Below are 23,192 nucleotides of genomic sequence, written 5' to 3'. Positions count from 1 at the left end.
TGGGCTTGTGGGGACGGTTTAAAAACTCTTCCCTCCGGGCGATGTATGAAGGTACAAAAATAAAAGGGGAAAGCCCTCACTTCTTTTTCCGGAAGAAAAGCGGAAGAATGGCTATCGCTACCAGGGCGGCCGGTCCACAGACACCTTTACCCTCAGACGGGGTGCTTGTTGTTGTCGTTGTCGTGGCAGTGTGCTCGTACGTGGTCTCGGCGGTGTTGCCGTAGAAGTCCTCCACGATTACCTTCAGGGTGAATTTCGAGGAGTTCACTGTGAACTGGCTGAAGTAGTTGCCCTTGACGTCCCATGGATCGGTCGAGAACGCCGGGTACGTTGCCACGACCTTTCCGTCCTCGATGACCTCAATCTTGGCGCTCTTTATTCCGACGTTGTCGTTGGCGTCAAAGAAGACCTTGATAAGCGTTCCCGGCTTCGGCTTCCTTGGCGAGATGTAGCCGAACTCGACGGTCGGCTTCTGGGTGTCCTTCTCCTTGACAACCGCCAACTGACTCTCACCTTCGGGCACAGTGACGTTCAGTAGCATGTAGTAATTGCCGCCTATCTCTCTTTCCGCGATGACCTTGTAGGTTATGGTGGTCGCGTCGGGGTCAACCTTGGCGCCTTCGGGTATCCGAACCACGAGAGGGCCGCTGACGGCCTTGCCGAGGTTGTTGAAGAAGTGAACGGCGGTTCCATCCTCACCGTTCTGCCTGAGGACGACGAACTTCTGTGGAACCGGCAGGGAGCTTATTCCCGGGTGGAGGACATCGTCCATCTCAGGGAAGCTTACGGTCCCGTTTGGGTAGACGTATATGACTTGGGAACCGTACCAGCTTGGGGTCTTGTAGCCCTTTTGGATATCCGCCTTACTCGGAGGGTTGCTGGTCTTGTCCGGCGCTCCCGTGGTGGTTAGAGTGTAGAACCAGTGCTCGTTCCCGTCCTTGTCGATGTACAGTATCGGCTTGTCGTGGTGTATGTGGCCCGCCAGGATGAGCCTGACGTTGTACTTCTCGACGAGCTGGAGGAAGTACCTGGCTATGTCCTGGTACTGGCCATCTCTGCCGGCCCAGTCCCAGCTTACATACTTCATGAGGGCGCTCCAGTCGTTGTCGTCAAAGGCAGTGTAGCCCTTTATGGTGCCGTACTTCCCCTCGTCGGTTTTGTACCAGAAGGGGTGGTGGACCAGGACTATGACCGTCTTGTTCGGGTGAGATTTAAGGACATCCTCCATCCAATGGAGCTGCTCCATCTCGGGATGCCTCTCCTCGCCACGACTGTCAAGACCGATGATGAGGAAGTTCCCGATGACCTCGTAGAAGTACCTGGGGCCAACGTACTTCGAGTAGTAGGTCGGCGGGTGGTCGTGGTTGCCCTTGATACCTATGAAGGGCATTCCAGCGGCGGTTCCATGGAGGATTGCCAGATCGAAGAGCTGGTAACCCCTCTTGTCACCGTTGGTGTCAACGTCGTCGCCGGTGCTTACCATCAGGTTTACCTCACCGCTGTCGACCATCGCGTAGTACGTCATGAAGCTGTCGGTGGCGGTGTAGCTGTGCATGGGTATCGGGTCGTCGCAGTACTTGAGTATCTCGGGGATGCTCTTCTGGAAGTACTCCCCACAGACGAAGCCCATCTTCGAGCCGCTCGTCACGTGGAAATCGCTTCCCTGGGCGATCTTGAGAACCTTTGGTGCTTCTTTCATGACCCAGACGCCGTTTGGAATTGTCACTTCTCCTTTGTCGCTCTTCACGATTAGGAAATAAACGTCTGGAGCCACCTCCTCGGGTATCTTTGCCTTGACGACACCATCTTCGGTTCCCAGTATCTTAAGGTCGTACGGGCCGTGGAGTATCGATACTATCTGCAACTCCTGGATTGTGACTCCTTCTGCCGGCTGCACCTCTATTGTGTCCCCGGGGAGACCTATTGCCGGAACACCCGGGAGGGGTCTCAGTATTATCTCTCCCGGTATCACTGAGGTCTCTGCCCTAACTGGAGCCGATAAAACCGCCGCGAGGGCGAGAAGGGCAACTATTATTGCAAGGGCCCTCTTAACGTTCATGGTATCACCAAGAAGAGGTGGCACAACTCAATTATAAGCTTTCCTTCCCATATCTGGAAGGTCTTTACTGGACTTCCCTCAGCAGTTCCCTTTTCCATGCCACGATTCTCTCCGCAGTCTCTGAACCTCCGCCGAAACGAAGATAGAGGCCGTAGTTTTCATCTATTTTCTCAGCCAGCTTCAGCGATAGCTCTCTCTTTCCAGAACCGACGGCAACGATGAGTCGCGTCAGATCAACGGCCATCTCTATCAGCATGCAGTCCGCCCTGCTGAGGGGCCTGCTCGGGAGATTTCCGCTTATCTCCCCCTCGGGGGTCATGGAGCACACAAGAATCATAGTCTCTCCAAGCTCGTCCTCGTATGGCTCTTCGTGGGCATCAACCCTTCCGTAGAACCCGGGTAGTCCTTTTATCCACCTGAAATTTTCGATTCCCTCAAACTCAAGGTTCACCGGAAAGTTCAGTCCTAACTTCACCAAGAGTTCGGCGTCGTTGGTTATCTGTATCGATGCGTAGGGGCACTCCTTAAGCTCCTCTGCGCTCTTTCCGCCGAAGAGCCTGAAGAACAGTCTGTTTCCTCTCCTCACAACTCCTACTGGGGTGACGTTTGACTTGGTGACCAGAAGAACCTCGTAAACCTGCCCCTCTTTAAACAGCTCCAGCATCCGACCACCAAAGGGGAATAGAAAAGGGGGATTTAAAGCTGCTGCTTTGGAAGGACGATTATGTCATCCCTCTCGACGTAGAAGGTCACTGGCTGAGTTGGTCTCAGATTGGCGACTTCCCTGTCGCTTATCGTCCTGGCAATTATCCTGGTGTCCCCGAAGAGGCCAACGACCTCGGTGAAGAAGCCGTAGTACTCGATGAGGTCGACGGTTCCCGTGAAGGAAACTGCATTCTCAGTCGGTTTGAGCTGTATCCTCTCGGGCCTGATGACTATGACAACGTCGTCGCTCTTGTCTGTGTAGTGAAGGCCGTCGAGCCTTATACCCTCGAATTCAACAGTGACTTTGTCGCCTTCCCTCTCCACGACCTTGGCCGGGATAACGTTGGTCTTGCCCATGAAACTTGCCACGAACTCGGTCCTGGGGCTCTCGTATATCTCCTTCGGCGTTCCGACCTGCTCGACAGTTCCGACGTTCATGACGGCAATCCTGTCGCTTATGGCCATGGCCTCTTCCTGGTCGTGGGTGACGTAGATAACTGTAATTCCGAGCTCGCGCTGGATTCTCCTTATCTCCGAACGCATCTCAAGGCGTAGCTTCGCGTCGAGGTTGCTCAGCGGCTCGTCCAGGAGGAGAACCTTCGGCTCCACCACAAGGGCCCTGGCAATGGCAACACGCTGCTGCTGACCACCGGAAAGCTGTGTAGGATAGCGGTCCTCGAAGCCTTTGAGCTTGACCAGCTCAAGCGCCCACTCCACCTTCTTCCGTATCTCCTCCTTGGAGAGCTTCTTGAGCTTTAGGCCGTAGGCAACGTTGTCGAATACGGTCATGTGCGGCCAGAGGGCGTAGTTCTGGAAGACGAGCACCGCTCCACGCTTGCTGGAGGGGAGATAGGTGACCTCTTCGTCTCCGAAGTATATTGTTCCGCTGTCCGGGAAGTCTAGGCCGGCTATTATTCTCAGCGTTGTTGACTTTCCACAGCCGCTCGGTCCGAGCAGTGTGAAGAGCTCGCCGGCTTTTATGTGAAGGTCTATCCCCTTAAGGGCAACGGTTTCTCCGAAAGTTTTAACGATGTTTTCAAGCTTGACGTCAACCATCCCAACCACCTCATGTGAGACCTATGAATGAGTACCTCTGCTTGGTTATCACGTTCGCCAAGACAATGGCTATGATTTGCACGGTCATGAGGAAGACACCGAGCGCGGCCGCGAGGTTTGCGCTTCCAACGGCGCTCGTCATGAGCTCGACCATTCTGGCGGTTATCGGGTAGTACTCGGGGTTTATTGAACCGAGCGTTATTCCAACGCTGGTCTCGCTCATACAGTAGACGAAGCTCAGCATTGCACCACCGAGAAGGTTCAGGAGTATCAGCGGCATGAGGATTCCCGTGAGTGCCTTCCACCTTCCGGCGCCAAGGTTGAGTGCCGCCTCCTCTAGGGACACGTGCACCTGCTGGATTCCCGCCGATATGGAGCGCGCTGCGAAGGGCAGACGCCTTATGGAGTACGCCAGCACTAGGACCATTGCCGGGTTGAAGCCGAGCAGGTTGGTGGGGTCAAGCGGCGTGTTCGGGAACACCTTGGCGAAGAAGAAGAAATAGCTCATAGCTATGACGATACCCGGAACCGCTATCGGGATGGTCGAGAGGCTGTCGAGAACCGGGCCGAGTTTGCTCTTCTTGAACCTGCTGGACGCGTAGGATGCAGTGAGCGAGAGCAGGAGGATGACGATTATGGCCGCTGTGGAATACATCACGCTGTTCATTATAACCCTCTCGATGTCGGGCTGCGTGATGATGCTCTGGATATGGGAGGTGGTGAAGCCCTGGGGCCAGGTTCCGGACCAGCTCTCGCTGAAGGCGAGGAGAACCACACCCACCTGGGGGAATATCGAAATGAGGAGCATCGGGAGGACGACGAGGTAAATCAAAGCGGCCTGCCAGCCCTTTGGCTTGGCCACGCGCGGCTTCCACCTTCCGCCCTTGCTGAGCATCGCGTACTGGCGCAGGCTAACGTACTTCCTGATGCCGAGGAACATCAGGATGGCTATAGTGAGCATTATCAGGGCGAGTGCTGCAAGCTGAGGGCTGCCAACGTTGAAACCGCTGGTGAACGCGCTGTAGATCTGGAAGGACATGAGCTTTCTCGCTAGGGCGTTGCCCTGGAAGACTATGGGTGCAGCGAGATCCTCAAGGCTGAATATGCCGACGAGGGTTGCACCGGCCGCGATTCCCGGAAGGGCGAGCGGGAAGGTGACCGTTCTGAAGAGGTGGAAGCTGCTGCTTCCGAGGTTCTCCGCCTGCTCCTCGAGGGTGGGGTCGATGTTTATGAAGCTCGCGTAGGCGTTGAGGTAGACTATCGGGTAGTAGGTCATGGTCTGGGCCACTATGACGCCGACTAGGCCATCGATGACGATCCTGTGTGGAAACAGGTGAAGCATGTCGTAGAACAGCCAGTTAATGAGGCCGTTGGGGAGGAACATCTTCTTGACGATGAAGACGTTGACGAACGGCGTGACAAGGAGGGGCACGAAGAGGAGAATCCTAACGATGTTTTTGCCCGGAAAATCGTAACGGGCCATGACGAAGGCGAATATCGTTCCGAGAATCGTCGTCAGTATCATGACACTTATCGAGACAAGCAGGGAGTTTAAGATAACTCCAAAGTCAACGCCCTGAACGTAGTATATCTGCTCCCCGTTGGGCATCGTGATAAGTCTGTAGAATTCGCCCGTCGGTCTGAAACTGATGTAATAGTCCGACGTCAGGATGCTGGTGAACCAGTGGAATGAGAGGTGTCCGTTGTACTCGAAGGCGATGGCCAGCATAGTGAGCACGGGTATTATGAGGAAAGCCACTAGGTACAGGAGGGGGAACAGGAACGATGTCGTCACGACAGGGTCAAAGATGGGCGTTCCAAAGAGATTCTCGCTCCATTTGCTAACCTTCATCGAGCATCAACCTCCGTTGTTTTGAACTCCCGGTCACTCTGATTGGGTCGAGGTGGACTCTATTTAAATATTTCCAAAAATTTGTTGATTCGCCGGTATCTAAACGGAGGAAAAAAGGGGAAGGAATATTCAGGGAGATATCAAATTTAACCGGTCATGCTCTGAAGGTTCTGAAGGACCTTGTCATACTTGTTGCCGGCAGCCTGGCGCCACTCCTGGACGAGCTGGTCCTGGAAGTTCCTATCTTTGGTTATCTTGTCGTTTATCTTCTTGGCGTACTCCTCGGTGAAGGTGACCATCTGGCCGGTCTCGGGGTCCTTAAACTGTATCGGGGCAGTGAGCTCGTCCTTGAGTTGCTCGAACTGCTCCTTGGTTATCTTGCCGTCCTTGTATGCCTGCACTATGGCAACCCAGGCATCGTGGAGCTTCTGGTTCGGATCAACGAGGGTGGCCTTGAAGTAGTACTGAAGTGCGCTGACGGTCTCAAGGGCACGCTTGTCGTCGAAGGGTATTCCCTGGGCGTTTATGGCGTCCTGGTACGCCTTCTTGAGGGCTGGCCTGACCTGACCGTAGGTCTGTCCCTCGTGCTGGCCCTTGAATATGACGTCAGCGTAGGTCTTGGTTATCTTCATGTCGAAGATGTTCGGGTTGATCGGGAGTCTGTTGACGTCGGGGCTCATCCAGACCGCCTGACCCTCGGTGAGAACCCAGTAAATGAAGGCCTGCGCCGCCTCCGGGTGCTGGGCGTTCTTGAGGAGAGCTATCGGGTCGCCGTTGATGATGCTCTCTCCCTTCGGGACTATGTACTGGCAGTCAGGGTTCTGCTGCATGGCGGTGTAGCCGTAGAAGTCAATGGTGTTTCCAGCCGCTATCTCGCCGTTTATAACAGCATCCCTGACGGCGTCACTCTGCATGTATATCTTAGAGTTGGCCGCTATGAGGGTCATTATGCGCCAGCCCTGGTCCCAGCCGAATGCCTGGACTATGATCTGGTAAATCCTCGTGTTGGACGTGCTCCTAGTTGGGTCGGCTATGCCGTACTGGGGTGGATTGAGGGCCCACTGCTCGCTGGCCACATCCTCCCACTTCTCCGGAACCGGAAGGTTCCATTTCTTGAGCTGGGCCTTGTTGACTGTGAATCCGAACGATGAAAGCGCTGCGGCTATCCAGTAAACCTTATCGCCTTCCTTTCTAATCATCGGCATTCCAGCGAGCTGGGTCGGAATCTGGTTGCCTACGAGGCCGAGAACCTTCTCGTCCGTTATCGGCGCGAGATAGCCGGCCTTGTAGAGGTCGTCGAATAGGGTCGGACCTCCGCCCCACCCAACGTCAGCTCCTTTCTCGATATAGCTCGGCCAGAGGCTCTTGGGAACTTTGATGAACTTGAGGTCCTTGATGTTGTACTGTTTGGCTATGTCGCTCTGAAGGAAGGCCTGCTTGGCCATGTACTGTATGGTGGCGTCGTGTCTGGTGACGATAACGAGGGTTATGCCGCTGCTTTCGCCACCGCCGCCACTGATGCAGCCGCTGGCTACAACACTGAGGGCAAGAAGCAGGATAAGACCGAATGAGGCCCATTTCTTCATGGTTTATCACCCAGTTATGTTTAATCAGTGGAAGTTCCTCAAACTCAATAAAAAATTAATGGTTCAAGGGGCTAAAGAAAAAGAGGAAAGATTCACCTCTTCCTCCTGTAGAGGGCGATTGGTATGAGGGCGAGTCCGACGAGAGCGGCCGGACCGCAGGTGCTTCCGCCACCCTCCTCCTTGCCAAGGCTCTGCTGGAGGTTGATGGCCCAGTGGATGAAGTTGGTGACGAACTGCGGGCCGTCGAGGTCAACGCCGTGGTAGGTCGGGCTCCACATGGGCTCGTAGCCGCCGTAGGGGGTCTCACCGCTGACGATGAGGACGTTCTTCTTGTCTGGGAAAACCTCAACCGCCATGAGCGGGAACTGGCCGGTTGAACCGGCGGTGTAGGCCTGGGCCGCTGGGTCGGTGTTCTCAACTATCTGTCCATCACCGCTGCTGGTGACGATGACGTAGACGTTCTCGATGCCTCCTCCACCCGGTATCGGTTTCCAGTTGCCGTCGTCGTCAACGTAAGCGACGACACCCGGGCCGTGGAAGAGAACCTTTCCACCGTTCTTGAGGTCCTTGGTGAGCATATCTTTGTTCGGGGTGTTGGCTTCGGGATTAACGAGACCGACGACACGGTAGCCAGCGCCAGCGTTGCTGGTGGCGTCTTCAACTGAAGCCTGATCAACCCTCAGGTGAACTCCAAGGGCGTCGAGAATTGAGTCGGCGTAGTCAATCCTGTCCTTACCGTCGCCGTAGTCGCTGTCAGCCGCAACCCAAAGGATCTTTCCGCCCTGGTTCCACCAGTCTTCCAGGGCCTTTATCTCGTCGTTGCTGAAGGGCTGGCTGGGCTGGCCTATGATAAGGAAGTCAACGTCCTTGAGGGCATCGGCTGTTATCTTCTCGCCGACGCTCTGTATTCCAAGCTGGTCCGCGAGAGCGGGGTCACCGATGTAAACCCAGTTGACATCCGTTATGGTCTTGATCATTCCCTCGGCGAGGACGTTGCCGTTCTTGTCCGTCAGCACTGCCAGGCCCTTGTCGCTTTCACCATGGGAGAGGTCAACACCGATGGTGGTGGCACTGGCCATGGCAAATCCAAACACTCCAAAGAAAACAAACACCGCAAGTATTATTGCAGCCTTCCTCATGGTATCACCGGGGTATTTAAGGCTCAGGGAGTTATAAATCTTATGAATCTGAACTTTAACAGTCTCGAAAAAGTTCCGTAAAGTCCTTAAAGGCTTATACCGTTCTGGGCTTGGTGGTGAGTATGGACATTGAGAGAAGGATAGAGCTTATCAAGAGAAAGCCCACGGAGGAGCTCCTGACCGAGGAAAACCTCAGGCACCTGCTCGAAGTCGGCGTTCCGATGCAGCACTACATCGGATTTGAGATAAGCGGTTACATTCATCTGGGAACCGGTTTGATGGCCGGGGCGAAGATAGCCGACCTTCAGAAGGCTGGAATCAAGACGAGAATTTTCTTAGCTGACTGGCACAGCTGGATAAACGACAAGCTCGGTGGAGACCTTGAGGTCATCCAGAAGGTCGCGCTGAGCTACTTCAAGGAGGGCATGAAGCAGAGCATTAAGGTAATGGGCGGCGACCCGGAAAAGGTCGAGTTCGTTCTGGCCAGCGAGATACTGGAGAAAGGTGACTACTGGCAGACCGTCATAGACATCTCCAAGAACGTTACCCTCGCGAGAATGATGCGCTCCATAACGATAATGGGCAGGCAGATGGGTGAGGCCATAGACTTCGCCAAGCTGATTTACCCGGCGATGCAGGTGGCTGACATTTTCTACCAGGGAGTTACGATAGCCCACGCCGGAATGGACCAGAGGAAGGCCCACGTTATAGCGATTGAAGTCGCTCAAAAGCTGAAATATCATCCCCTTGAGTGGAAGGGGGAGAAGCTTAAGCCGGTCGCTCTGCACCACCACCTCCTGCTCGGCCTTCAGGAACCGCCGGTCTGGCCGATAGAGAGCGAGGAGCAGTTCAAAGAGCTGAAGACCCAGATGAAGATGAGCAAGAGCAAGCCCTACTCCGCTGTATTTATCCACGACACGCCGGAGGAGATAAAGCAAAAACTCAGGAAGGCCTTCTGCCCCGCTAAGGAGGTCAAGTACAACCCGGTTTTAGATTGGGCCGAGTACATAATCTTCCGTGAAGAACCAGTCGAGTTCACAATCCACAGACCGGCCAAGTTCGGCGGCGACGTCACCTACACGACCATTGAGGAGCTCAAGAGGGACTTCGCCGAGGGCAAGCTCCACCCGCTCGATTTGAAGAACGCGGTCGCTGAGTACCTCATCGAGCTCCTCAAGCCGGTCAGGGACTACTTCGAGAGGAACCCGGAGCCCCTTGAGCTGATGCGGGAGATAAAGATTACCCGCTGATTTTTCCTTCCCTTTTAGCTGGTGGAGCCGATGCCGGGAATAGACGAGAAGGACAGGGAGATACTCAGAATCCTCCGGAAGGAGGGCAGGATAACCCTCACAGAGCTCGGGAAGAGGGTTGGCCTATCCCCAGCGAGCGTGAAGAACAGGGTAGAAAAGCTGGAGAAGCTCGGGGCAATTAGGGGCTACTCAGCCATCGTTGACCCTGCTTTCCTCGACGAATACGTTCAGGCGTTCTTTGAGCTGAAGCTTGCCATAGACGACCACACCGTTGACCCAATTCTGAGGCGGATTGCTCGGCTGGAGGAAGTTCAGAGCCTCTACCGGCGCAGCGGCGAGAGGCAGATACTCGTGAGGGCGAGCTTCCACGATACAGATGAAGTCAAGGCCTTCGCCGGAAGGCTCAAACGGTTCTTTGGCAAAAACCTTGAGCGGGTGGAGGTTACGCTCATAATAGACACCTTCAAGGAGAACTGGGTGTCCAGTGAGGGCAAGAGGCGCTGATCGCTTGGCGAGGCGGTGGGAATGCTCTTCGTCGTGAGACCAGGGAGGAAGAAGAACGAGCTTGAGGCATTTTTCATCGAGAACGAGCCCGAAAAGCTCTCACAGATGAGAAACCTCAAGGCAGATGCTATATACCGCTTCATAATGCGCGAGGGGAGGCTCTTCAAAGTTCTTGAGGGGAGTCAGTATCGCAATCCCAAGGAGATTGAGAAGCTTCTTCGTCAAGCAAGAATCGTCCTCGTTAATGCGGGCGAGTGGGAGGACTACTTCAAGCGGAGGCTTCAAAACAAGAGGGTTGAAAAAGCCGAGCTATGCCGCCTCTGCCTCCTCGATGGCAGGATAACCGTCCTCACCGAGGGGAACAGGATAAAATACCACAACGAGTACATCTGCGAGCGCTGTGCCGAGGACGAACTGAAGAGAGAGCTCCGCTTCAGGTTCAAGAGCGTTGCCATGTTCGACCAGGCGAAGAAGCTCCTTGACAGGTTCAGGGACCTCGATAAGGTTCTCTACGCCTTTGACCCGCGCTTCGACCCGACGAGGCACCCGGAGGTAACAAAGTGGGACGAGCTGAAGGCCAAGCATCTCAGGGTGGAGAAGGTAAAGGTTGACGAGCTCCCGCTTCCCGAGAAGTTTAAATCCGTTCTCAAAGCTGAAGGCGTTAACGAACTTCTCCCGGTCCAGAGTTTGGCTGTAAAGAACGGCCTCCTTGAGGGCGAAAGCTTACTCGTGGTTTCCGCCACCGCGAGCGGTAAAACCCTCATCGGCGAGCTGGCAGGTGTCCCCAAGGCCATGAAAGGCAAAAAGCTCCTCTTCCTCGTCCCGCTGGTCGCTCTGGCCAACCAGAAGTACGAGGACTTCAAGCGGCGCTATTCCAAGCTCGGCCTCCGCGTGGCGATAAGGGTTGGCATGAGCCGCATAAAGACCCGGGACGAGCTGGTTGTGGTTGATACTGGGATAGACGCGGACATAATCGTCGGAACCTACGAGGGAATAGACTACCTGTTGAGGGCAGGAAGAAAAATCGGTAACGTTGGAACAATCGTGATAGACGAGATACACACCCTTGACGACGAAGAGCGCGGGCCGAGGCTGGACGGTTTAATAGCTCGCTTAAGGAGGCTCTACCCAAATGCCCAGTTCATAGGCCTCTCTGCGACCGTTGGAAACCCTGACGAGCTGGCCAGGGAACTCGGGTTGAAGCTTGTCCTGTACGACGAGAGACCGGTTGATTTAGAGAGGCACATAATTATAGCGCGGAACGAATCGGAAAAGTGGAGGCACATAGCCAACCTCTGCCGGGCCGAGGCGATGAGGAAATCCCCGCAGGGCTACCGGGGGCAGACGATAGTCTTCACCTTCTCGCGCAAGAGGACGCACGAATTAGCGGCTTACCTCACGAGCAAAGGCCTTAAAGCCAAGCCCTACCACTCCGGCCTGCCCTACAAGCAGAGGAAGCTCACCGAGATGGAGTTCTTAGCGCAGAGGTTGGACGTTGTCGTTACCACAGCGGCTTTGGGAGCTGGCGTTGATTTCCCAGCCTCCCAGGTAATCTTCGAGAGCCTCGCGATGGGCAACAAGTGGCTCACCGTCAGGGAGTTCCACCAGATGCTCGGAAGAGCGGGAAGGCCCCTATACCACGAAAAGGGAAAGGTCTATCTCATAGTCGAGCCAGGGAGGAAGTATTCTGCCCAGATGGAAAGCTCTGAGGACGAGGTTGCCTTCAGGCTTTTGACCGCTCCAATTGAACCCGTGATGGTGGAGTGGAGCGACGAGTTCGAGCAGGACAACGTTCTGGCCCACTCCTGCGTCTTCAACCGCCTCGACGTCATCGAGGATGTCCAGTCCAGATGCCTCGGCGCCAGCCAGAGTGCGGAAAAGGTTCTCGAAAAGCTTGGGGAGTTCGGCTTCGTCCGGCTTAAAGGGCCGTCTGTGGAGGTCACGCCCTACGGGCGAGCTGTGAGCATGAGCTTCCTCCTGCCCAAGGAGGCTTCCTTCATAAGGGACAACCTCGGAAAGAAGCCGGCTCGCTGGATAGCAGTCAAGCTCCTGCCCTTCGAGAACCTCTACCTGAGCGGGACGCTCCAGAGGGAGCTTGAGGGCGCAGTTAGGGGAAGGCTGAGTGCAAACGTCTTCTCGCCGAGCTTTGCCTCAATACTCGATGAACTGGATAAAGTGATTCCCGAGCTGAGCCCCAACGCCGCCGAGAGGCTCTTCACGCTCTACCAGGAGTTCTTCATGTGCCCCGAGGAGGACTGCACCGAGCACGCGATGGAGCGCGTGAGCGATATGATAATCGAGCTGAGGAGGAACGGCAAACACCCGACGCAGATAGCGGAGCACTTCAGGAAGGTCTATGGGCTGATAGTCTATCCCGGAGATGTCTTCACGTGGCTCGACGGAATAGTGAGAAAGCTTGAGGCGATAGAGAGAATCGCGAGGGTCTTCCGCGTAAGGAGTGCCGAAGAGGAGGCAAAGGTTCTGAGGCGGGAGATTGAAGAGGGCAGGATGATACGCCGGGACTATGGGGACAAGAGAGACCGGAGAGACTAAGGAAAACCGAGGAGGCGGAACCAGACCCAAAAAGGACGGGATAGAAGAGAAAGAAGGAGTGGCTGAAGGCTCACCCTCCTATCTGAAGCACCAGTTGGGCAGGATCCCTTATTGCCGGGCCCAGGCCAAGGACGTAGACCATGAGATACCACAGTTGTCTCTCTTCTTCGTCCGGGACAAGCTTTTGAATTGCATAGTAAACGATTACGAGGATGAACGCTATCCACGGGTAGTAGAAGTATGCCCCGAAGTGCTGAACTAGAATGTTCTCCAGCCAGTGAACCTCGCGGTAGCCGTAGAAGTGTATGGCAACGACAGTTGAGCCCATGTCGTAGAGATGGGCCAAAACCGCGTAGAGGTATAGTCTGTCAAAGGGCCTGTACCTGTATATCAGCAGTGCGGGTATCCAGGAGATAAATGTGTGAAGAAGCGTCAGCCCGTAGGGTTCCCAGCTCTTAGCGTTGGTTACCAGAAGGTAGTTGGCCCAGAGGGCGAGCACGGCTCCCCATCCAAAGGTCAGCTTTGGATAAGTCTTCAGCTTCGCGTCCAAAACTATTGCGGGGAGCATTATGAAGAACGTCGTAAAGAATATTCCAGGTGTCAGTATGAGAGGGTTCTGGGGAAGGATTCCCCCATCGACGAGGGCCCTCACTGTGGAGCCGAAGACTACCATCAGGGTGACCGCGATGAAGAGCGTCCCGTCGATTTTAATCTTGAGGGGTTTCAGTATATACCTATATGTATATATGGCTCCAAACCCAAGCATGAGTGCATAAACGAGCGTGTTAATCGGGTTGTAGCCGCTCCTCGTGAACATCGGCTCCCAGAAGTACTTGTAGATGAAACCCCAGGCCTCGCTCCACAGTGATTCCAGCATTTCTTTCCCCCTGCCTGAGTCGCCCTCCTGGTTTAAAGGTCTTTTGGAGCTAAAACGGGAACTTTAATAAATCGTGCCCAAATGATGGTTGGAGGTGGGAGGATGGCACACGGACCCGGGATAATCTTTGGTATGGGCGCCGTAGCTATACTGGGCTTCCTGCTGGCGCTCTTCATAGCGGCCCTGTTCCTGTGGATGGCCGCGAAGCTAATAGGAATTAAAAATGCTTCCTTGGGAAAGGCGATGGTCGCGATACTTGGTGGAGGAATACTGGCCGCCATCGTTGGCTCTCTGGTCGGGGCGGTTCTGGGACCCCTTGGCCCCATAGCAGCGTTCCTCACTAACCTGTGGGTCATCAAGGCAGTTTTTGACACCGACTGGCTCAGGGCATTCCTCGTATGGGTACTCTCGGCCGTGATAGCCGGCATCGTAATGGGAATCCTTGCGCTCCTGGGGCTCTTCACAATCGGCGCACTCGCAGCGCTCTGAGTTTCTCTTTTTGGAGTAAGGTATAAATATCCCCAGCGCACTAAGCTATGTGATGCCTATGTTCTTCAAACCGGCCGAGCTCCAATCCAGGGAGGTGAAGCCCTTCGAGGGGTTCCCCTTCGGTCTCAGCGAGGGGAGCCTAGCGGGGGTAATCTCAACCGACGAGCTGGCCGAGACGGCTTTTCTGTATCACCTAGTTGCAAACGCCCTTGAGGAGGGCCCCGTCTACCATATAGGTCCTGGAGCATCGTTTTCAGTCAAGGTTCTGAAGCGCCTCGCTGAGGACGTTTCCAACCTGTACGCCGGCAACGTCTACTCCGTTGAGGAACTCCTACAAGCACTTAACGTCGTTGAGGATGGCTCCCTCGTGGTGGTCTCGCTCTTCCCGGCGCTTCTCAACCGCTCCGCCGAGGGGGTAGTCGAGGTTCGGAAGCTGGTTGACAGAAAGGGCCTCATCCTGGTTCTGGGTCACACCACCATAGAGCTCAACGAACTCGATCTTCCGGGAGAATTTAGGCGTCTCTACGACCTGCCGGAGATATTCGAGGCTTTAGCAGTTCTGAGAACCAGCTCCTACCGCGGTCACTACAGGCTCAACATGACCGTTCTCAAGGCACCGCCAGACTACGTTTCAGCTGTTGGAGACCACTCGATACCCATAGACTCCCTGATAAAACCACTCCTCTAGCCGTATATACTAACGTGCCCGAGCCCCAGGCCGTAGCGAACGTAGAGCGCCACTCCGAAGAGAATCAGAATGACCACAGTGGCCGCGTAATCCCTGCCCTTCATCTCGATATCGTAGAGAAACGTCCTCTTCTTGGTGGCGCCGAGAGCGCGGCTCTCAAGTGCTATGCTCAGCTCGTGGGCGGTCTTTAGGGAGGCAACGAGTAGGGGAATTAGGACTGCACTCATCCTTTTCATCCTGAGAAGGAAATTCCCCTTCTCGACTTCCCAGCCGCGGCTCTTCTGGGCGTCCATAATATTGCTCGTGAGTATGTAGAGCGTTGGGATGTAGCGGAGCGCTATGGAGATCGTCAGGCCGAACTCGTATGGCATGCCGAGCCTAACGAAGCCGAGGATGAGGTCGCGCTGGGGTGTCGTCATCAGCAGCATGAACGTCAGCAGGGCAAAGGTCAGCAGGCGCATTGAGAAGGAGACACCAAAGAGAAGTCCCTGAAGCCTCGGCTTGTATATCAGGGGCCATATTATGAGAGTTATAACAACTATTGGAACTAGGGGCTTCAGGAGGCGGAGCCCTTCCCGGATTTCAATCTTTCCGAGTACCCTCATGGCGATGAGTGTCATAAAGAACAACGGAATCAGGAACACCGGGTCGTTGTAGAGCATTATCGCCGCTATTCCGGTTATAGTTCCGATTATCTTGACCCTCGGGTCGAGGCGGTGGAGTATGGAGTCCTTCTCGAAGTAGAACGGGTATATCATTGCAAACCACCCGCCAGAGCATTTATGACCTCTGAAACACTCCTCACAAACCCTATTCCGAGCCTCTCGCTTATTCTGAGGAGCTCAGGCTTTTCAAGTCCATAGCTATGGAGTTCGAGCGAGAAGAACTCCTTCACGGAACCGTCAAAGACTTTCCTTCCACCGTGGAGGAGTACGACCCTCTCAGCGAGCTCTAAAACCAGCTCCATGTCGTGGGTTATGAGCAGTATCCCGTGACCGTCCTTCCTGAGCTCACGTATCGTCTCGACGACTCCCATGGCGCTCCTGGCGTCCAGTCCGGTCGTAGGTTCGTCGAGAATTAGGTACTTCGGTTTCATCGCCAGAACACAGGCTATAGCTAATCTCTGCTTTTCCCCGCCACTCAGTGAGTAAGGGGTTCTCTCCTCATACCCCGTGAGGTGGACCGCATTCAGTGCCCATTGGACACGCTCCTCAATCTCCTCCTCGCTCAGTCCGAGGTTCCTTGGTCCAAAGGCCACCTCACGAAAAACGTTCTCCTCGAAGAACATGTGCTCGGGGTTCTGGAATACATAACCAACTACTTTGCTCAGTTCGGCGACGGTGTGCTCCATAGTGTCCATACCATCGACGATTACCCTACCCCTGGTGGGCTTCAGGAGACCATTGAGGTGCTTCGCGAGGGTTGTTTTTCCACTTCCGTTCTGTCCCACGAGAGCCACTATCCCCTCGCCCATTTCAAAGTCCACGCCCTTCAGTGCTTCCTTCCCGTTCCCGTAGACGTGCCAAAGATTTTTAACCTGGATCATCGTGGAGTTTTCAAGTTATGAGTTTAAAAATCTGAGGGGTGTGCTGAATGAACCCTAGGGAGGTGGCCTTTACGGGTCTCTTTACAGCCCTAACTGCGGTGGGAGCCCAGATAAGTATTCCCCTAGGGCCAGTTCCAGTAACTCTTCAAGTGTTGATGGTGCTCCTCAGTGGCCTCGTCCTTGGCCCCAGAGTTGGTTTCCTGAGCCAGATAATCTATGTCCTTGCGGGTGCGGTCGGGTTACCTGTCTTTGCGGGTTTTTCCGGCGGGTTCTCTTACCTCTACGGTCCGACCGGTGGTTATCTGCTCGCTTTTCCACTTGCAGCGTTCTTCGCGGGCTATCTGGCTGAAAACTTCGAGGGAAGAAAGGGAATGGTCATAGGTTCTTTCCTGGGAGTTTCGGTAATATATCTCCTTGGCTGGTTGCGGCTCGCTTTCTTCCTCGGAGGAGACTTTCACAGGGCTTTTCTCCTCGGGGTGTTACCCTTTGTTCCCATTGACGTAGCAAAGGCTGTCCTGGCGGTTTTGATAGCCGCCAGAGTGAAAAAAGCAATAGATTGGAGATGATGGCCCTCACCAGTCGGCCATTCCCTCTTCGAGTATTCCCACTGCCTGCTTCTGGTGAAGGGCTGCTTTCCTCAGGTCTATGAAGATGTATATCCTCGGGAAGTTAGCAACAACCGGCCCGTACTGGCTCGCGTTGGCGTAGTATTCAGCCGCGGTGTCGTTCTGTACGGTCGCCAGCCTGAGGGTTTCGTTGTCCATTCCACCGTCGACGGCCTCTCCGTAGAGTGTGTTGTATTTATCGAGGTTCCTGTGGTACTGGATGTAGTAGTAGAAGTTGAATAGCATCACGTTTATTCCCTTTTGACCCGACACCTCGGGGGTGGGTGCCATCGATGAGTAGCCGAGGTTGTTTATGATGACTTCCTTGTAGAAGGCTTTCCATTCGGGCCCCTTTCTTGCGACGCTGTACTCAATGGTCAGTCCTGTAACAAAGACCTTACCGTTTCCAAAGGCATATACCGCGGTGCTTGGCTTTCCGTAGTCCGGGCTTCCCCCTGGAGCCTGGACGGTGATTATCTCGGCGTTCGCCGGGAGGCCAATGAGATAGCCGTGGCTGGCGTAGTTGCTTATTAGTGTGGTGTTGTTGGCTATCACATAATCGTAGGGTGAATAGCTCTGGGTTATCGTGACGTTTCCCGGGAGGGGTGTGGTCCACAATCCGCCGTTCCATCCCCAGTTGGCGGCGTGAATCTCAAGAACATTCCCCGCCTTCACGTACTCCCCCAGCTTGCCCATCTGGGGCCCTATCTCGTTGTAAAACTGCTGTCCCTGGTCGCTGACGATGATAATCATGTCGTAGGTGCCTATGAGCTCCTGGGCCGTTTTGTTCTGAAGCTCAGTGCTCGTCATGACATCGTAGGGTATACTCATGTCTGTGAGTATGTTTTCGACGCTGGGCGAGCTCCAGGCATTAGAGTTCTTTAGAATCAGCACATTGTAATTCGTTAGGGGCTTTGCGGAAACCGACGGCGACCCTAACACCGCCACCAAACTGAACAGCATGAGCAGCGATAATGCTGCGCTTAAAACCTTTTTCATACAAATCTCTCCTTTTGGTCCGAACCGAGCAGAAGAACTTTTAGGACTCCTACCCTTAATCTATTGTAGCCTTTACACTATTTAAGTCTTCTTGCACAAATTTGAAGAATTTCCAATCAAATTTATCCTACAGCTTTCTGAGGGTCTCGGCCGCAAATCTAACGTCGAAGGAGTTCCTTACCCTGAAGAAGCTCAGCGTCACCTTTGGGTTTCTCTTCGCCAGCTCTTCAATGGACAGCGGTTCGTATTCAATGAACTCCGTTATCCTGCTCAGACCCCGGTAGCCCTCGGCCAGGGCCGCGTTTATCGCGTCTTCCAGGGCGTTGGGTTCGTAAACTGCATGCGTGGTCTCTGCCGTTCCGTCCCTCCAGACAGGTATCAAAGCCTCGGGCTCGTTTTCGTAGAAGAGCCCGGTCATGTAGTTCACGAGGAAGGGCATTATCAGGGGCGTGTTGCCCTCGGCCAGAAAGAACGGCTCCCCGGGGAGGACTTTCAGAAGGGCCTCCATCTTGTTCCTCGCGACAACGGGAAGGGGATTTGAGACATGGAGGGAATAAGTCCTGAGCCTGTCCTTTCTGACTACCGTGATGACCTCTTCTATCCTCTTGCTCATTAGAAGCCTTCTCTCGGTGAGCGTAACAACCGGCTCTCCCGCAACGGGGACCGTGTAGTTCTCCCACCGCTTCTCCGGAAACGCCAAGATGTACGCCCTCATGGGCGGAACTAGGGCGCGTCGTTTAAAAACCTTTTTCCAACTTCCTGTCATTTATACAAATTTTTTCCCGAAAATCTTAAATTATGCCAGTTCTTTGCCATTTTGGTGGAATAAATGATGCCAAGAACGATGAGTACTCAGCACCCTGACAACGTATTCATTCCCTTTTTCGCGGGCAGTCCGACTATGGGCGGTGAGGACGAGGTCATAGAAGCTTTCTACGCCTTCAGCGTCCTGGGGATAGACGAGCAGATGTGGGACTTCGAGGGTAAGGAGGTTGACGAGTTCGTCGTCAAGAAGCTATTCGAGCGCTACGGCTATTTCTTCAAGCGTAAAAAGCTCGGAAAAGAACTCAGACTGACGCCGCGCGTCCCCAACCCCAGTGTCGAGAAGGCGGAGGCAAAGCTCCTCCTCGAGACTTTAGAGGCCATACCCCGGTCGGCGGACTACGCGAGGCTGTTCTACGGGGAAGAGCTTCCGCCGATATTCGAGGTCATCCTTCCGATGACAACCTCCTCTCAGGAACTGAACAGGGTCTACGAGCTATACCGACACTACATAGCCGGAAAACAGTACAAGCGAGTCCACGACATCAAGCTCTACGAGTGGATAGGTGAGTTTTATCCCTCAGAGATAGCCGTCATCCCGCTCTTCGAGAGCAGGGAGGCGATACTGGGTGCGGCGGACATCGTGAGGGAGTACCTCCACGGGAAGGAGGTCGAATATCAGCGCGTTTTCCTCGCGAGGAGCGATCCAGCCATGAACTACGGCCTCATAAGCGCGGTGCTCTATGACAAGCTGGCGCTCTTTGAACTTCAGGAGCTTGAGGAGGAAACGGGCATCTCAATCTACCCGATAATCGGCGTTGGCGGTGCGCCCTTCAGGGGGCACTTTACACCGGAGAACGTCGATGGGGTTCTGGCAGAATACCCGAGCGTCCAGACCTTCACGATTCAGAGCTCGTTCAAATATGATAGAACGCCGAAGGACGTCATAAGGGCCATTGAGTGGATCGGGGAATCGAAAAGGGGGGAAGCCCAGCCCGTTCCGAGAGAGGCGTTTGAAATCCTCAGGAAGTACGAGGCCCGATATTCGAAGGAACTCAGGGCTCTTGCTCCCCTCATCCGGGAGGTAGCGAAGTTCGTCCCATCGCGGAGAAGGAGGAAGCTCCACATCGGTCTCTTCGGCTACTCCCGCGAGGTGAACGGTTCGGCGCTTCCAAGGGCAATAAAGTTCACTGCTTCGCTTTACTCCCTTGGAGTCCCGCCCGAGCTCCTCGGCCTGAGCGCATTGAGCGAAAAGGAGCTTGAATTCCTGAGCGAGTACTACCTTGGCCTTTACCGGGACATCGAGTTCGCCTTCCGCTATTTCAACCCGGGGGCGGCGGAGAAGTTTAAGTTCCTGAAGCCTTTAGTGAGGATGGCCAGGGAATACGAGAGAGACGAAAGGCACGGGGAGATAACAACGAGAATTCTTCAAGGAGAGGTTGAGGAGTCCCTTATCGTAGAGGCGGCGGGGATAAGGGGGTTTTTGGGATAGGGCCGCGCTATATGCTCTGGAGCTTCAGCTCCCCGAACTCTTATTTTATCCATTCGAGGTGCCCTCCTTCGTGACGAGCGTCAGCTCCCTGTTCATTGCAACGGCGGCAACGATGGCATCAACTGCTGGAACTGGCGTTCCGTTTCTGACCATTGCCTGCGATATCTTGATAGCCAGCAAATAGTCTTCGAGGCTCGGCGTTATCACAGTCAGGCCGAGCTCAAGTGCTCTCGGAAACTCCACGATGTTTAGAATTGTGGTGTAACCGTTGAGATTCTTCCGCGATTTAACGGCCTCAATCAGGACGTTGGTGTCGTAGAGAGCCTTTTCCATTCGGCATCCCTCGTCTCTTTGAGTGCTTTCTCGTATTTCTCGAGAGGAGTGCTCTCAAGCTCTCTCCTGAAGTCCTCGCCGAGAAGGGACAGTATCTCATCTGAACCCAGCTCTTCTGCCTCGATTTTCGCGAGGTACTCTGCTATGGCCTTTCTCGCCACCTCACTCCACTTTATTTCCGGGTGCCTCTTCATTCTCCTGTAGAGGTCTGGCGGGACGGAGAGGGTTATGTTTGGCATGTTATCACCACACAGAAATATGTGGATTCACGTATTTAAGGGTTACTCCACTAAGGAAAAGAGAGAAAAAATTATCCCTTCAGCCACCTCTCCATCCATTCCGCTATCAGCTCCAAGCGCTTAACCCTGTGCTTCGGCTTTCCACCCCTGCTGAGGTCGTGGTTCTCGCCCGGGAAGATGGCAAGCTCAACGGTCTTGCCGAGGTATTTGAGAGCCGTGTAGAACTGCAGAGCCTCGGGAAGCCAGCAACGGTAGTCCTCCATCGAGTGGATTATGAGGAGGGGAGTTTCAACGTTCGGCGCGTACTTCAGCGGGCTCTTCTCCCAGTAAGCATCGCCACTCCACGGGTCGCCGCCTATCTGATCGGGCGCGAAGAAGTAGCCGATGTCCGTCGTTCCGAAGAAGCTCACCCAGTTGGAGATTGAGCGCTGCGTAACGGCCGCTTTGAAGCGCTTTGTGTGCCCGACTATCCAGTTGGTCATGAAGCCGCCGTAGGAGCCGCCGGTGACGCCGAGCCTTTCCTCATCGATGAAGTCGAAGCGTTTAAGGGCCTCATCAACGACCTCCATAAGATCCTGATAATCCCTCTCCCCGTAGTGCTCCCTTATGTCCGCGAAATCCTCGCCGTAGCCGTCGCTCCCGCGCGGGTTGGAGAAGATTACAACGAAGCCTTTTGCTGTTAAAACGTGGAACTCGTGCATGAAGGAGTAGCCGTAGGCCGTCTTCGGTCCGCCGTGAATCTCCAGAACGGCCGGATACTTTTTGCCCGGCTCAAAGTCAACGGGCTTCATAATCCACGCGTCTATCTCAGCACCGTCGCTCGCTTTGACCCTGAAGTGCTCCGGCTTTGAGAGGGAGTAGTCTTTAATCCAGCCGTTGAAGTCCGTGACCTTCTTTTCCTTCCCGTCACGGAGAACGTAGAGCTCCGTTGGAGTGACCGCGTCCTGGGCGGTGAAGGCTATGTAGTCGCCGATGGCAAAGCTCTCGACGCTTCTGTCCCCTGAGATGACGCGCTCTATCTTCCCTTCGAGGTTCACGCAGAAGAGGTTCGCCCTCGGGCCATCCGTTGCCACGTAATAAACCCAGCCGTCCCTGAAAACCAGCTCCGCCCTCTGGCTCCCCCTGACGTCGCAGTTGAGGGAGTTGTAGGCCGAGCGGTCGAGTTCCGAGGTGAGCTTCCTCAGCTGAGCCGTCTCCGGGTTGTAGTGGTAGATGTGGGTGTTTGTGGGGATACCGCGCTCCCTCGTGTTTGCCTTGAGGATGAACGTGCCGTCGTCGAGGGGAATGAAGTCCTGAACGCTCCACTCTCCGGGAGTGAGCCTTTTCGCCTTCCTGCCCTCAAGGGCGTAGAGGTCGCTCACCATGGGCTTCCTCTCGCGGTCTTCCTGGGCAATGAAGTAGAGCCTGCCCTTGTGGAAGCGAACCTGCGAGACGTCGAGGTTTTTGGGAGTTAAACGCCTTTTTCTGCCCGTCTCGATGTCCACCAGATAGACGACGCTCCTCTTTCCGTAGACCCAGCCGACGCCGTTGAACCAGAAGGGAATCTCCTTGATGACGTGGACGTCGTCCTTCGGCTTCTTCTCAACGTCTATCGGCGTGACGACCGCTATGCCCTTCCCGTCCTCGGTGAAGCGGAGGTTCTTAATCCCGTACTTGAACTTCGCTAAAAGCCTCGCCTCGCCGCCGTCGGTCGGGATTACGTACAGCTCGGCCTCCTTGCTCTCCTTATCTCGCTTTGATGTGAATGCTATGAGCTTCCCGTCCGGTGAGAAGCGCGGGTTTCCGTCCTTTTTTCCTGAGGTGAATGGCCTAACCTTCCTGCCGTCGTAGATGTAGAGCCTTGAGAAGTAGTCGTTTTCTTGGAGATTTATCTCCGTGACCTGAAAGACGAGCCTTCTTCCGAAGGCGTCGATGTTTCCCACGAGCTTGAACTTTCCGAGGTCTTTAATGTCCAATCCCTTATCCATAGAAACCACCGAACTAACATCGGCCTTTTCGTATAAAAGCTTAGCGTTTCGATTGAAGTTTAAATGGAAAAGGAGGGTATCAGTGTTTTGATGCATTTTCGTGTTTAAAGATAACCAGGGAGGAGAGCCCATAAAAGATTGTAATAATGGCCCCAAAGGTTATATAACGAACTAGTTGAGAATATTCGCCGAGGAGTATTTTGATCAATAATAAGGCTGTAGTTGCAGTTACTATAATGGTGACTCCATAGCTCTTATTTTTGTTTTTTGAGATGAGGCCACTCAAATACCAGTATTCAAGTATGACTGCTATTGTGATCATCACAAGAATCAGGCTATCTGTAACCCAGTTTTGAGGATTTGTTTCTCGGATGTCTAAGATGGCCCCACTTAAAAAGAAAAACGAAAAAAACATTGAATACAGAAACCTCCTCCTTTTGGCCATTTCAATCACCTCATCTATGGAAAGGAACGCATCTGCTTCCATATTC

22 protein-coding genes are annotated in these 23,192 nt (G+C 54.3%); 7 read left to right on the top strand and 15 right to left on the bottom strand.

Annotated elements, in window-relative coordinates; translation table 11 throughout:
• Positions 1–76: 76 nt before the first annotated feature.
• From E3E25_RS07095 to E3E25_RS07070, 6 genes are all read right to left on the bottom strand, one after another.
• A complete protein-coding gene (locus E3E25_RS07095; protein WP_167892400.1) occupies positions 77–2,059 on the bottom strand; it encodes a metallophosphoesterase in 1,983 nt (660 codons plus the stop codon).
• Between the two features lie 64 nt (positions 2,060–2,123).
• Positions 2,124–2,723 carry a DUF447 domain-containing protein gene (locus tag E3E25_RS07090; protein WP_167892399.1) on the bottom strand — a complete coding sequence of 200 codons (600 nt, stop codon included), beginning with the start codon at positions 2,721–2,723 and terminating at the stop codon, positions 2,124–2,126.
• Positions 2,724–2,755: 32 nt separating this feature from the next.
• Positions 2,756–3,820, bottom strand: a complete 1,065-nt coding sequence (locus E3E25_RS07085; protein WP_167892398.1) for an ABC transporter ATP-binding protein — start codon at positions 3,818–3,820, stop codon at positions 2,756–2,758.
• Between the two features lie 10 nt (positions 3,821–3,830).
• Positions 3,831–5,672: an iron ABC transporter permease gene (locus tag E3E25_RS07080; RefSeq protein ID WP_167892397.1), complete on the bottom strand. Its 1,842-nt coding sequence runs from the start codon at positions 5,670–5,672 to the stop codon at positions 3,831–3,833.
• A 146-nt stretch (positions 5,673–5,818) separates the two neighbouring features.
• Positions 5,819–7,258, bottom strand: a complete 1,440-nt coding sequence (locus E3E25_RS07075) for an ABC transporter substrate-binding protein (RefSeq protein ID WP_167892396.1) — start codon at positions 7,256–7,258, stop codon at positions 5,819–5,821.
• 92 nt (positions 7,259–7,350) lie between these two features.
• A complete protein-coding gene (locus tag E3E25_RS07070) occupies positions 7,351–8,397 on the bottom strand; it encodes a DUF4350 domain-containing protein (protein ID WP_167892395.1) in 1,047 nt (348 codons plus the stop codon).
• A 122-nt stretch (positions 8,398–8,519) separates the two neighbouring features.
• Between E3E25_RS07070 and E3E25_RS07065 the strand changes: the two genes are divergently transcribed.
• From E3E25_RS07065 to E3E25_RS07055, 3 genes are read left to right on the top strand one after another with little or no spacing between them, the layout of a single operon-like run.
• The gene (locus E3E25_RS07065; protein ID WP_167892394.1) at positions 8,520–9,647 is read left to right on the top strand and encodes a tyrosine--tRNA ligase; all 1,128 of its coding nucleotides are present in this window, start codon (positions 8,520–8,522) and stop codon (positions 9,645–9,647) included.
• 30 nt (positions 9,648–9,677) lie between these two features.
• Positions 9,678–10,151: an Lrp/AsnC family transcriptional regulator gene (locus E3E25_RS07060; RefSeq protein ID WP_167892393.1), complete on the top strand. Its 474-nt coding sequence runs from the start codon at positions 9,678–9,680 to the stop codon at positions 10,149–10,151.
• Between the two features lie 21 nt (positions 10,152–10,172).
• The gene (locus tag E3E25_RS07055) at positions 10,173–12,704 is read left to right on the top strand and encodes a DEAD/DEAH box helicase (protein WP_167892392.1); all 2,532 of its coding nucleotides are present in this window, start codon (positions 10,173–10,175) and stop codon (positions 12,702–12,704) included.
• A 70-nt stretch (positions 12,705–12,774) separates the two neighbouring features.
• Here E3E25_RS07055 and E3E25_RS07050 read toward each other — a convergent pair whose 3' ends face one another.
• Positions 12,775–13,581: a DUF63 family protein gene (locus tag E3E25_RS07050; RefSeq protein WP_167892391.1), complete on the bottom strand. Its 807-nt coding sequence runs from the start codon at positions 13,579–13,581 to the stop codon at positions 12,775–12,777.
• 102 nt (positions 13,582–13,683) lie between these two features.
• On the opposite strand from E3E25_RS07050, the gene E3E25_RS07045 reads away from it, so the two are divergent.
• The gene (locus E3E25_RS07045; RefSeq protein ID WP_167892390.1) at positions 13,684–14,070 is read left to right on the top strand and encodes a hypothetical protein; all 387 of its coding nucleotides are present in this window, start codon (positions 13,684–13,686) and stop codon (positions 14,068–14,070) included.
• Positions 14,071–14,122: 52 nt separating this feature from the next.
• Positions 14,123–14,758, top strand: coding sequence for a hypothetical protein (locus E3E25_RS07040; protein ID WP_240910754.1), 636 nt, complete (start codon positions 14,123–14,125; stop codon positions 14,756–14,758).
• Here E3E25_RS07040 and E3E25_RS07035 read toward each other — a convergent pair.
• Both E3E25_RS07035 and E3E25_RS07030 read right to left on the bottom strand, forming a co-directional pair.
• Complete coding sequence (locus E3E25_RS07035) at positions 14,755–15,516, bottom strand: energy-coupling factor transporter transmembrane protein EcfT (protein ID WP_167892389.1); 762 nt, start codon at positions 15,514–15,516, stop codon at positions 14,755–14,757. The two genes, E3E25_RS07040 and E3E25_RS07035, sit on opposite strands and share 4 nt — an antisense overlap.
• Positions 15,513–16,304 carry an energy-coupling factor ABC transporter ATP-binding protein gene (locus E3E25_RS07030; RefSeq protein WP_167892388.1) on the bottom strand — a complete coding sequence of 264 codons (792 nt, stop codon included), beginning with the start codon at positions 16,302–16,304 and terminating at the stop codon, positions 15,513–15,515. Before E3E25_RS07030 ends, E3E25_RS07035 begins: the two co-directional genes overlap by 4 nt.
• Before the next feature lie 47 nt (positions 16,305–16,351).
• Here E3E25_RS07030 and E3E25_RS07025 point away from each other — a divergent pair, with 47 nt between their 5' ends.
• Complete coding sequence (locus E3E25_RS07025) at positions 16,352–16,870, top strand: biotin transporter BioY (RefSeq protein WP_167892387.1); 519 nt, start codon at positions 16,352–16,354, stop codon at positions 16,868–16,870.
• Positions 16,871–16,876: 6 nt separating this feature from the next.
• On the opposite strand, the gene E3E25_RS07020 is transcribed toward E3E25_RS07025, so the two are convergent.
• Entirely contained in the window at positions 16,877–17,872 is a 996-nt protein-coding gene (locus E3E25_RS07020; protein ID WP_240910753.1) for a pyrolysin, read from the bottom strand.
• A gap of 163 nt (positions 17,873–18,035) precedes the next feature.
• Positions 18,036–18,623, bottom strand: coding sequence for a molybdenum cofactor guanylyltransferase (locus E3E25_RS07015; RefSeq protein ID WP_167892385.1), 588 nt, complete (start codon positions 18,621–18,623; stop codon positions 18,036–18,038).
• Between the two features lie 114 nt (positions 18,624–18,737).
• Here E3E25_RS07015 and ppcA point away from each other — a divergent pair, with 114 nt between their 5' ends.
• Complete coding sequence (gene ppcA, locus E3E25_RS07010) at positions 18,738–20,162, top strand: phosphoenolpyruvate carboxylase (RefSeq protein ID WP_167892384.1); 1,425 nt, start codon at positions 18,738–18,740, stop codon at positions 20,160–20,162.
• Between the two features lie 45 nt (positions 20,163–20,207).
• Here the strand turns inward: ppcA and E3E25_RS07005 are convergent, their stop codons facing one another.
• The 4 genes from E3E25_RS07005 to E3E25_RS06990 form a co-directional block, all read right to left on the bottom strand.
• Positions 20,208–20,495, bottom strand: coding sequence for a PIN domain-containing protein (locus E3E25_RS07005; RefSeq protein WP_167892383.1), 288 nt, complete (start codon positions 20,493–20,495; stop codon positions 20,208–20,210).
• Positions 20,462–20,734, bottom strand: a complete 273-nt coding sequence (locus E3E25_RS07000) for a hypothetical protein (RefSeq protein WP_167892382.1) — start codon at positions 20,732–20,734, stop codon at positions 20,462–20,464. Before E3E25_RS07000 ends, E3E25_RS07005 begins: the two co-directional genes overlap by 34 nt.
• Before the next feature lie 71 nt (positions 20,735–20,805).
• A complete protein-coding gene (locus E3E25_RS06995) occupies positions 20,806–22,701 on the bottom strand; it encodes a S9 family peptidase (protein WP_167892762.1) in 1,896 nt (631 codons plus the stop codon).
• A gap of 79 nt (positions 22,702–22,780) precedes the next feature.
• Complete coding sequence (locus E3E25_RS06990; RefSeq protein ID WP_167892381.1) at positions 22,781–23,146, bottom strand: hypothetical protein; 366 nt, start codon at positions 23,144–23,146, stop codon at positions 22,781–22,783.
• Between the last annotated feature and the right edge of the window lie 46 nt (positions 23,147–23,192).

This window comes from Thermococcus sp. MAR1 (genome assembly GCF_012027305.1).
Classification (GTDB): domain Archaea; phylum Methanobacteriota_B; class Thermococci; order Thermococcales; family Thermococcaceae; genus Thermococcus.
Note: the sequence above shows the minus strand (reverse complement) of the source record. Positions and strands in the feature narration are given on the sequence as shown.

Bases quoted from the DNA above. Each gene is read 5' to 3' on its own strand.
- E3E25_RS07095 (WP_167892400.1), bottom strand. From the start codon at position 2,059: ATGAACGTTAAGAGGGCCCTTGCAATAATAGTTGCCCTTCTCGCCCTC.
- E3E25_RS07090 (WP_167892399.1), bottom strand. From the start codon at position 2,723: ATGCTGGAGCTGTTTAAAGAGGGGCAGGTTTACGAGGTTCTTCTGGTC.
- E3E25_RS07085 (WP_167892398.1), bottom strand. From the start codon at position 3,820: ATGGTTGACGTCAAGCTTGAAAACATCGTTAAAACTTTCGGAGAAACC.
- E3E25_RS07080 (WP_167892397.1), bottom strand. From the start codon at position 5,672: ATGAAGGTTAGCAAATGGAGCGAGAATCTCTTTGGAACGCCCATCTTT.
- E3E25_RS07075 (WP_167892396.1), bottom strand. From the start codon at position 7,258: ATGAAGAAATGGGCCTCATTCGGTCTTATCCTGCTTCTTGCCCTCAGT.
- E3E25_RS07070 (WP_167892395.1), bottom strand. From the start codon at position 8,397: ATGAGGAAGGCTGCAATAATACTTGCGGTGTTTGTTTTCTTTGGAGTG.
- E3E25_RS07065 (WP_167892394.1), top strand. From the start codon at position 8,520: ATGGACATTGAGAGAAGGATAGAGCTTATCAAGAGAAAGCCCACGGAG.
- E3E25_RS07060 (WP_167892393.1), top strand. From the start codon at position 9,678: ATGCCGGGAATAGACGAGAAGGACAGGGAGATACTCAGAATCCTCCGG.
- E3E25_RS07055 (WP_167892392.1), top strand. From the start codon at position 10,173: ATGCTCTTCGTCGTGAGACCAGGGAGGAAGAAGAACGAGCTTGAGGCA.
- E3E25_RS07050 (WP_167892391.1), bottom strand. From the start codon at position 13,581: ATGCTGGAATCACTGTGGAGCGAGGCCTGGGGTTTCATCTACAAGTAC.
- E3E25_RS07045 (WP_167892390.1), top strand. From the start codon at position 13,684: ATGGCACACGGACCCGGGATAATCTTTGGTATGGGCGCCGTAGCTATA.
- E3E25_RS07040 (WP_240910754.1), top strand. From the start codon at position 14,123: ATGCCTATGTTCTTCAAACCGGCCGAGCTCCAATCCAGGGAGGTGAAG.
- E3E25_RS07035 (WP_167892389.1), bottom strand. From the start codon at position 15,516: ATGATATACCCGTTCTACTTCGAGAAGGACTCCATACTCCACCGCCTC.
- E3E25_RS07030 (WP_167892388.1), bottom strand. From the start codon at position 16,304: ATGATCCAGGTTAAAAATCTTTGGCACGTCTACGGGAACGGGAAGGAA.
- E3E25_RS07025 (WP_167892387.1), top strand. From the start codon at position 16,352: ATGAACCCTAGGGAGGTGGCCTTTACGGGTCTCTTTACAGCCCTAACT.
- E3E25_RS07020 (WP_240910753.1), bottom strand. From the start codon at position 17,872: ATGCTGTTCAGTTTGGTGGCGGTGTTAGGGTCGCCGTCGGTTTCCGCA.
- E3E25_RS07015 (WP_167892385.1), bottom strand. From the start codon at position 18,623: ATGAGGGCGTACATCTTGGCGTTTCCGGAGAAGCGGTGGGAGAACTAC.
- ppcA (WP_167892384.1), top strand. From the start codon at position 18,738: ATGATGCCAAGAACGATGAGTACTCAGCACCCTGACAACGTATTCATT.
- E3E25_RS07005 (WP_167892383.1), bottom strand. From the start codon at position 20,495: ATGGAAAAGGCTCTCTACGACACCAACGTCCTGATTGAGGCCGTTAAA.
- E3E25_RS07000 (WP_167892382.1), bottom strand. From the start codon at position 20,734: ATGCCAAACATAACCCTCTCCGTCCCGCCAGACCTCTACAGGAGAATG.
- E3E25_RS06995 (WP_167892762.1), bottom strand. From the start codon at position 22,701: ATGGATAAGGGATTGGACATTAAAGACCTCGGAAAGTTCAAGCTCGTG.
- E3E25_RS06990 (WP_167892381.1), bottom strand. From the start codon at position 23,146: ATGGCCAAAAGGAGGAGGTTTCTGTATTCAATGTTTTTTTCGTTTTTC.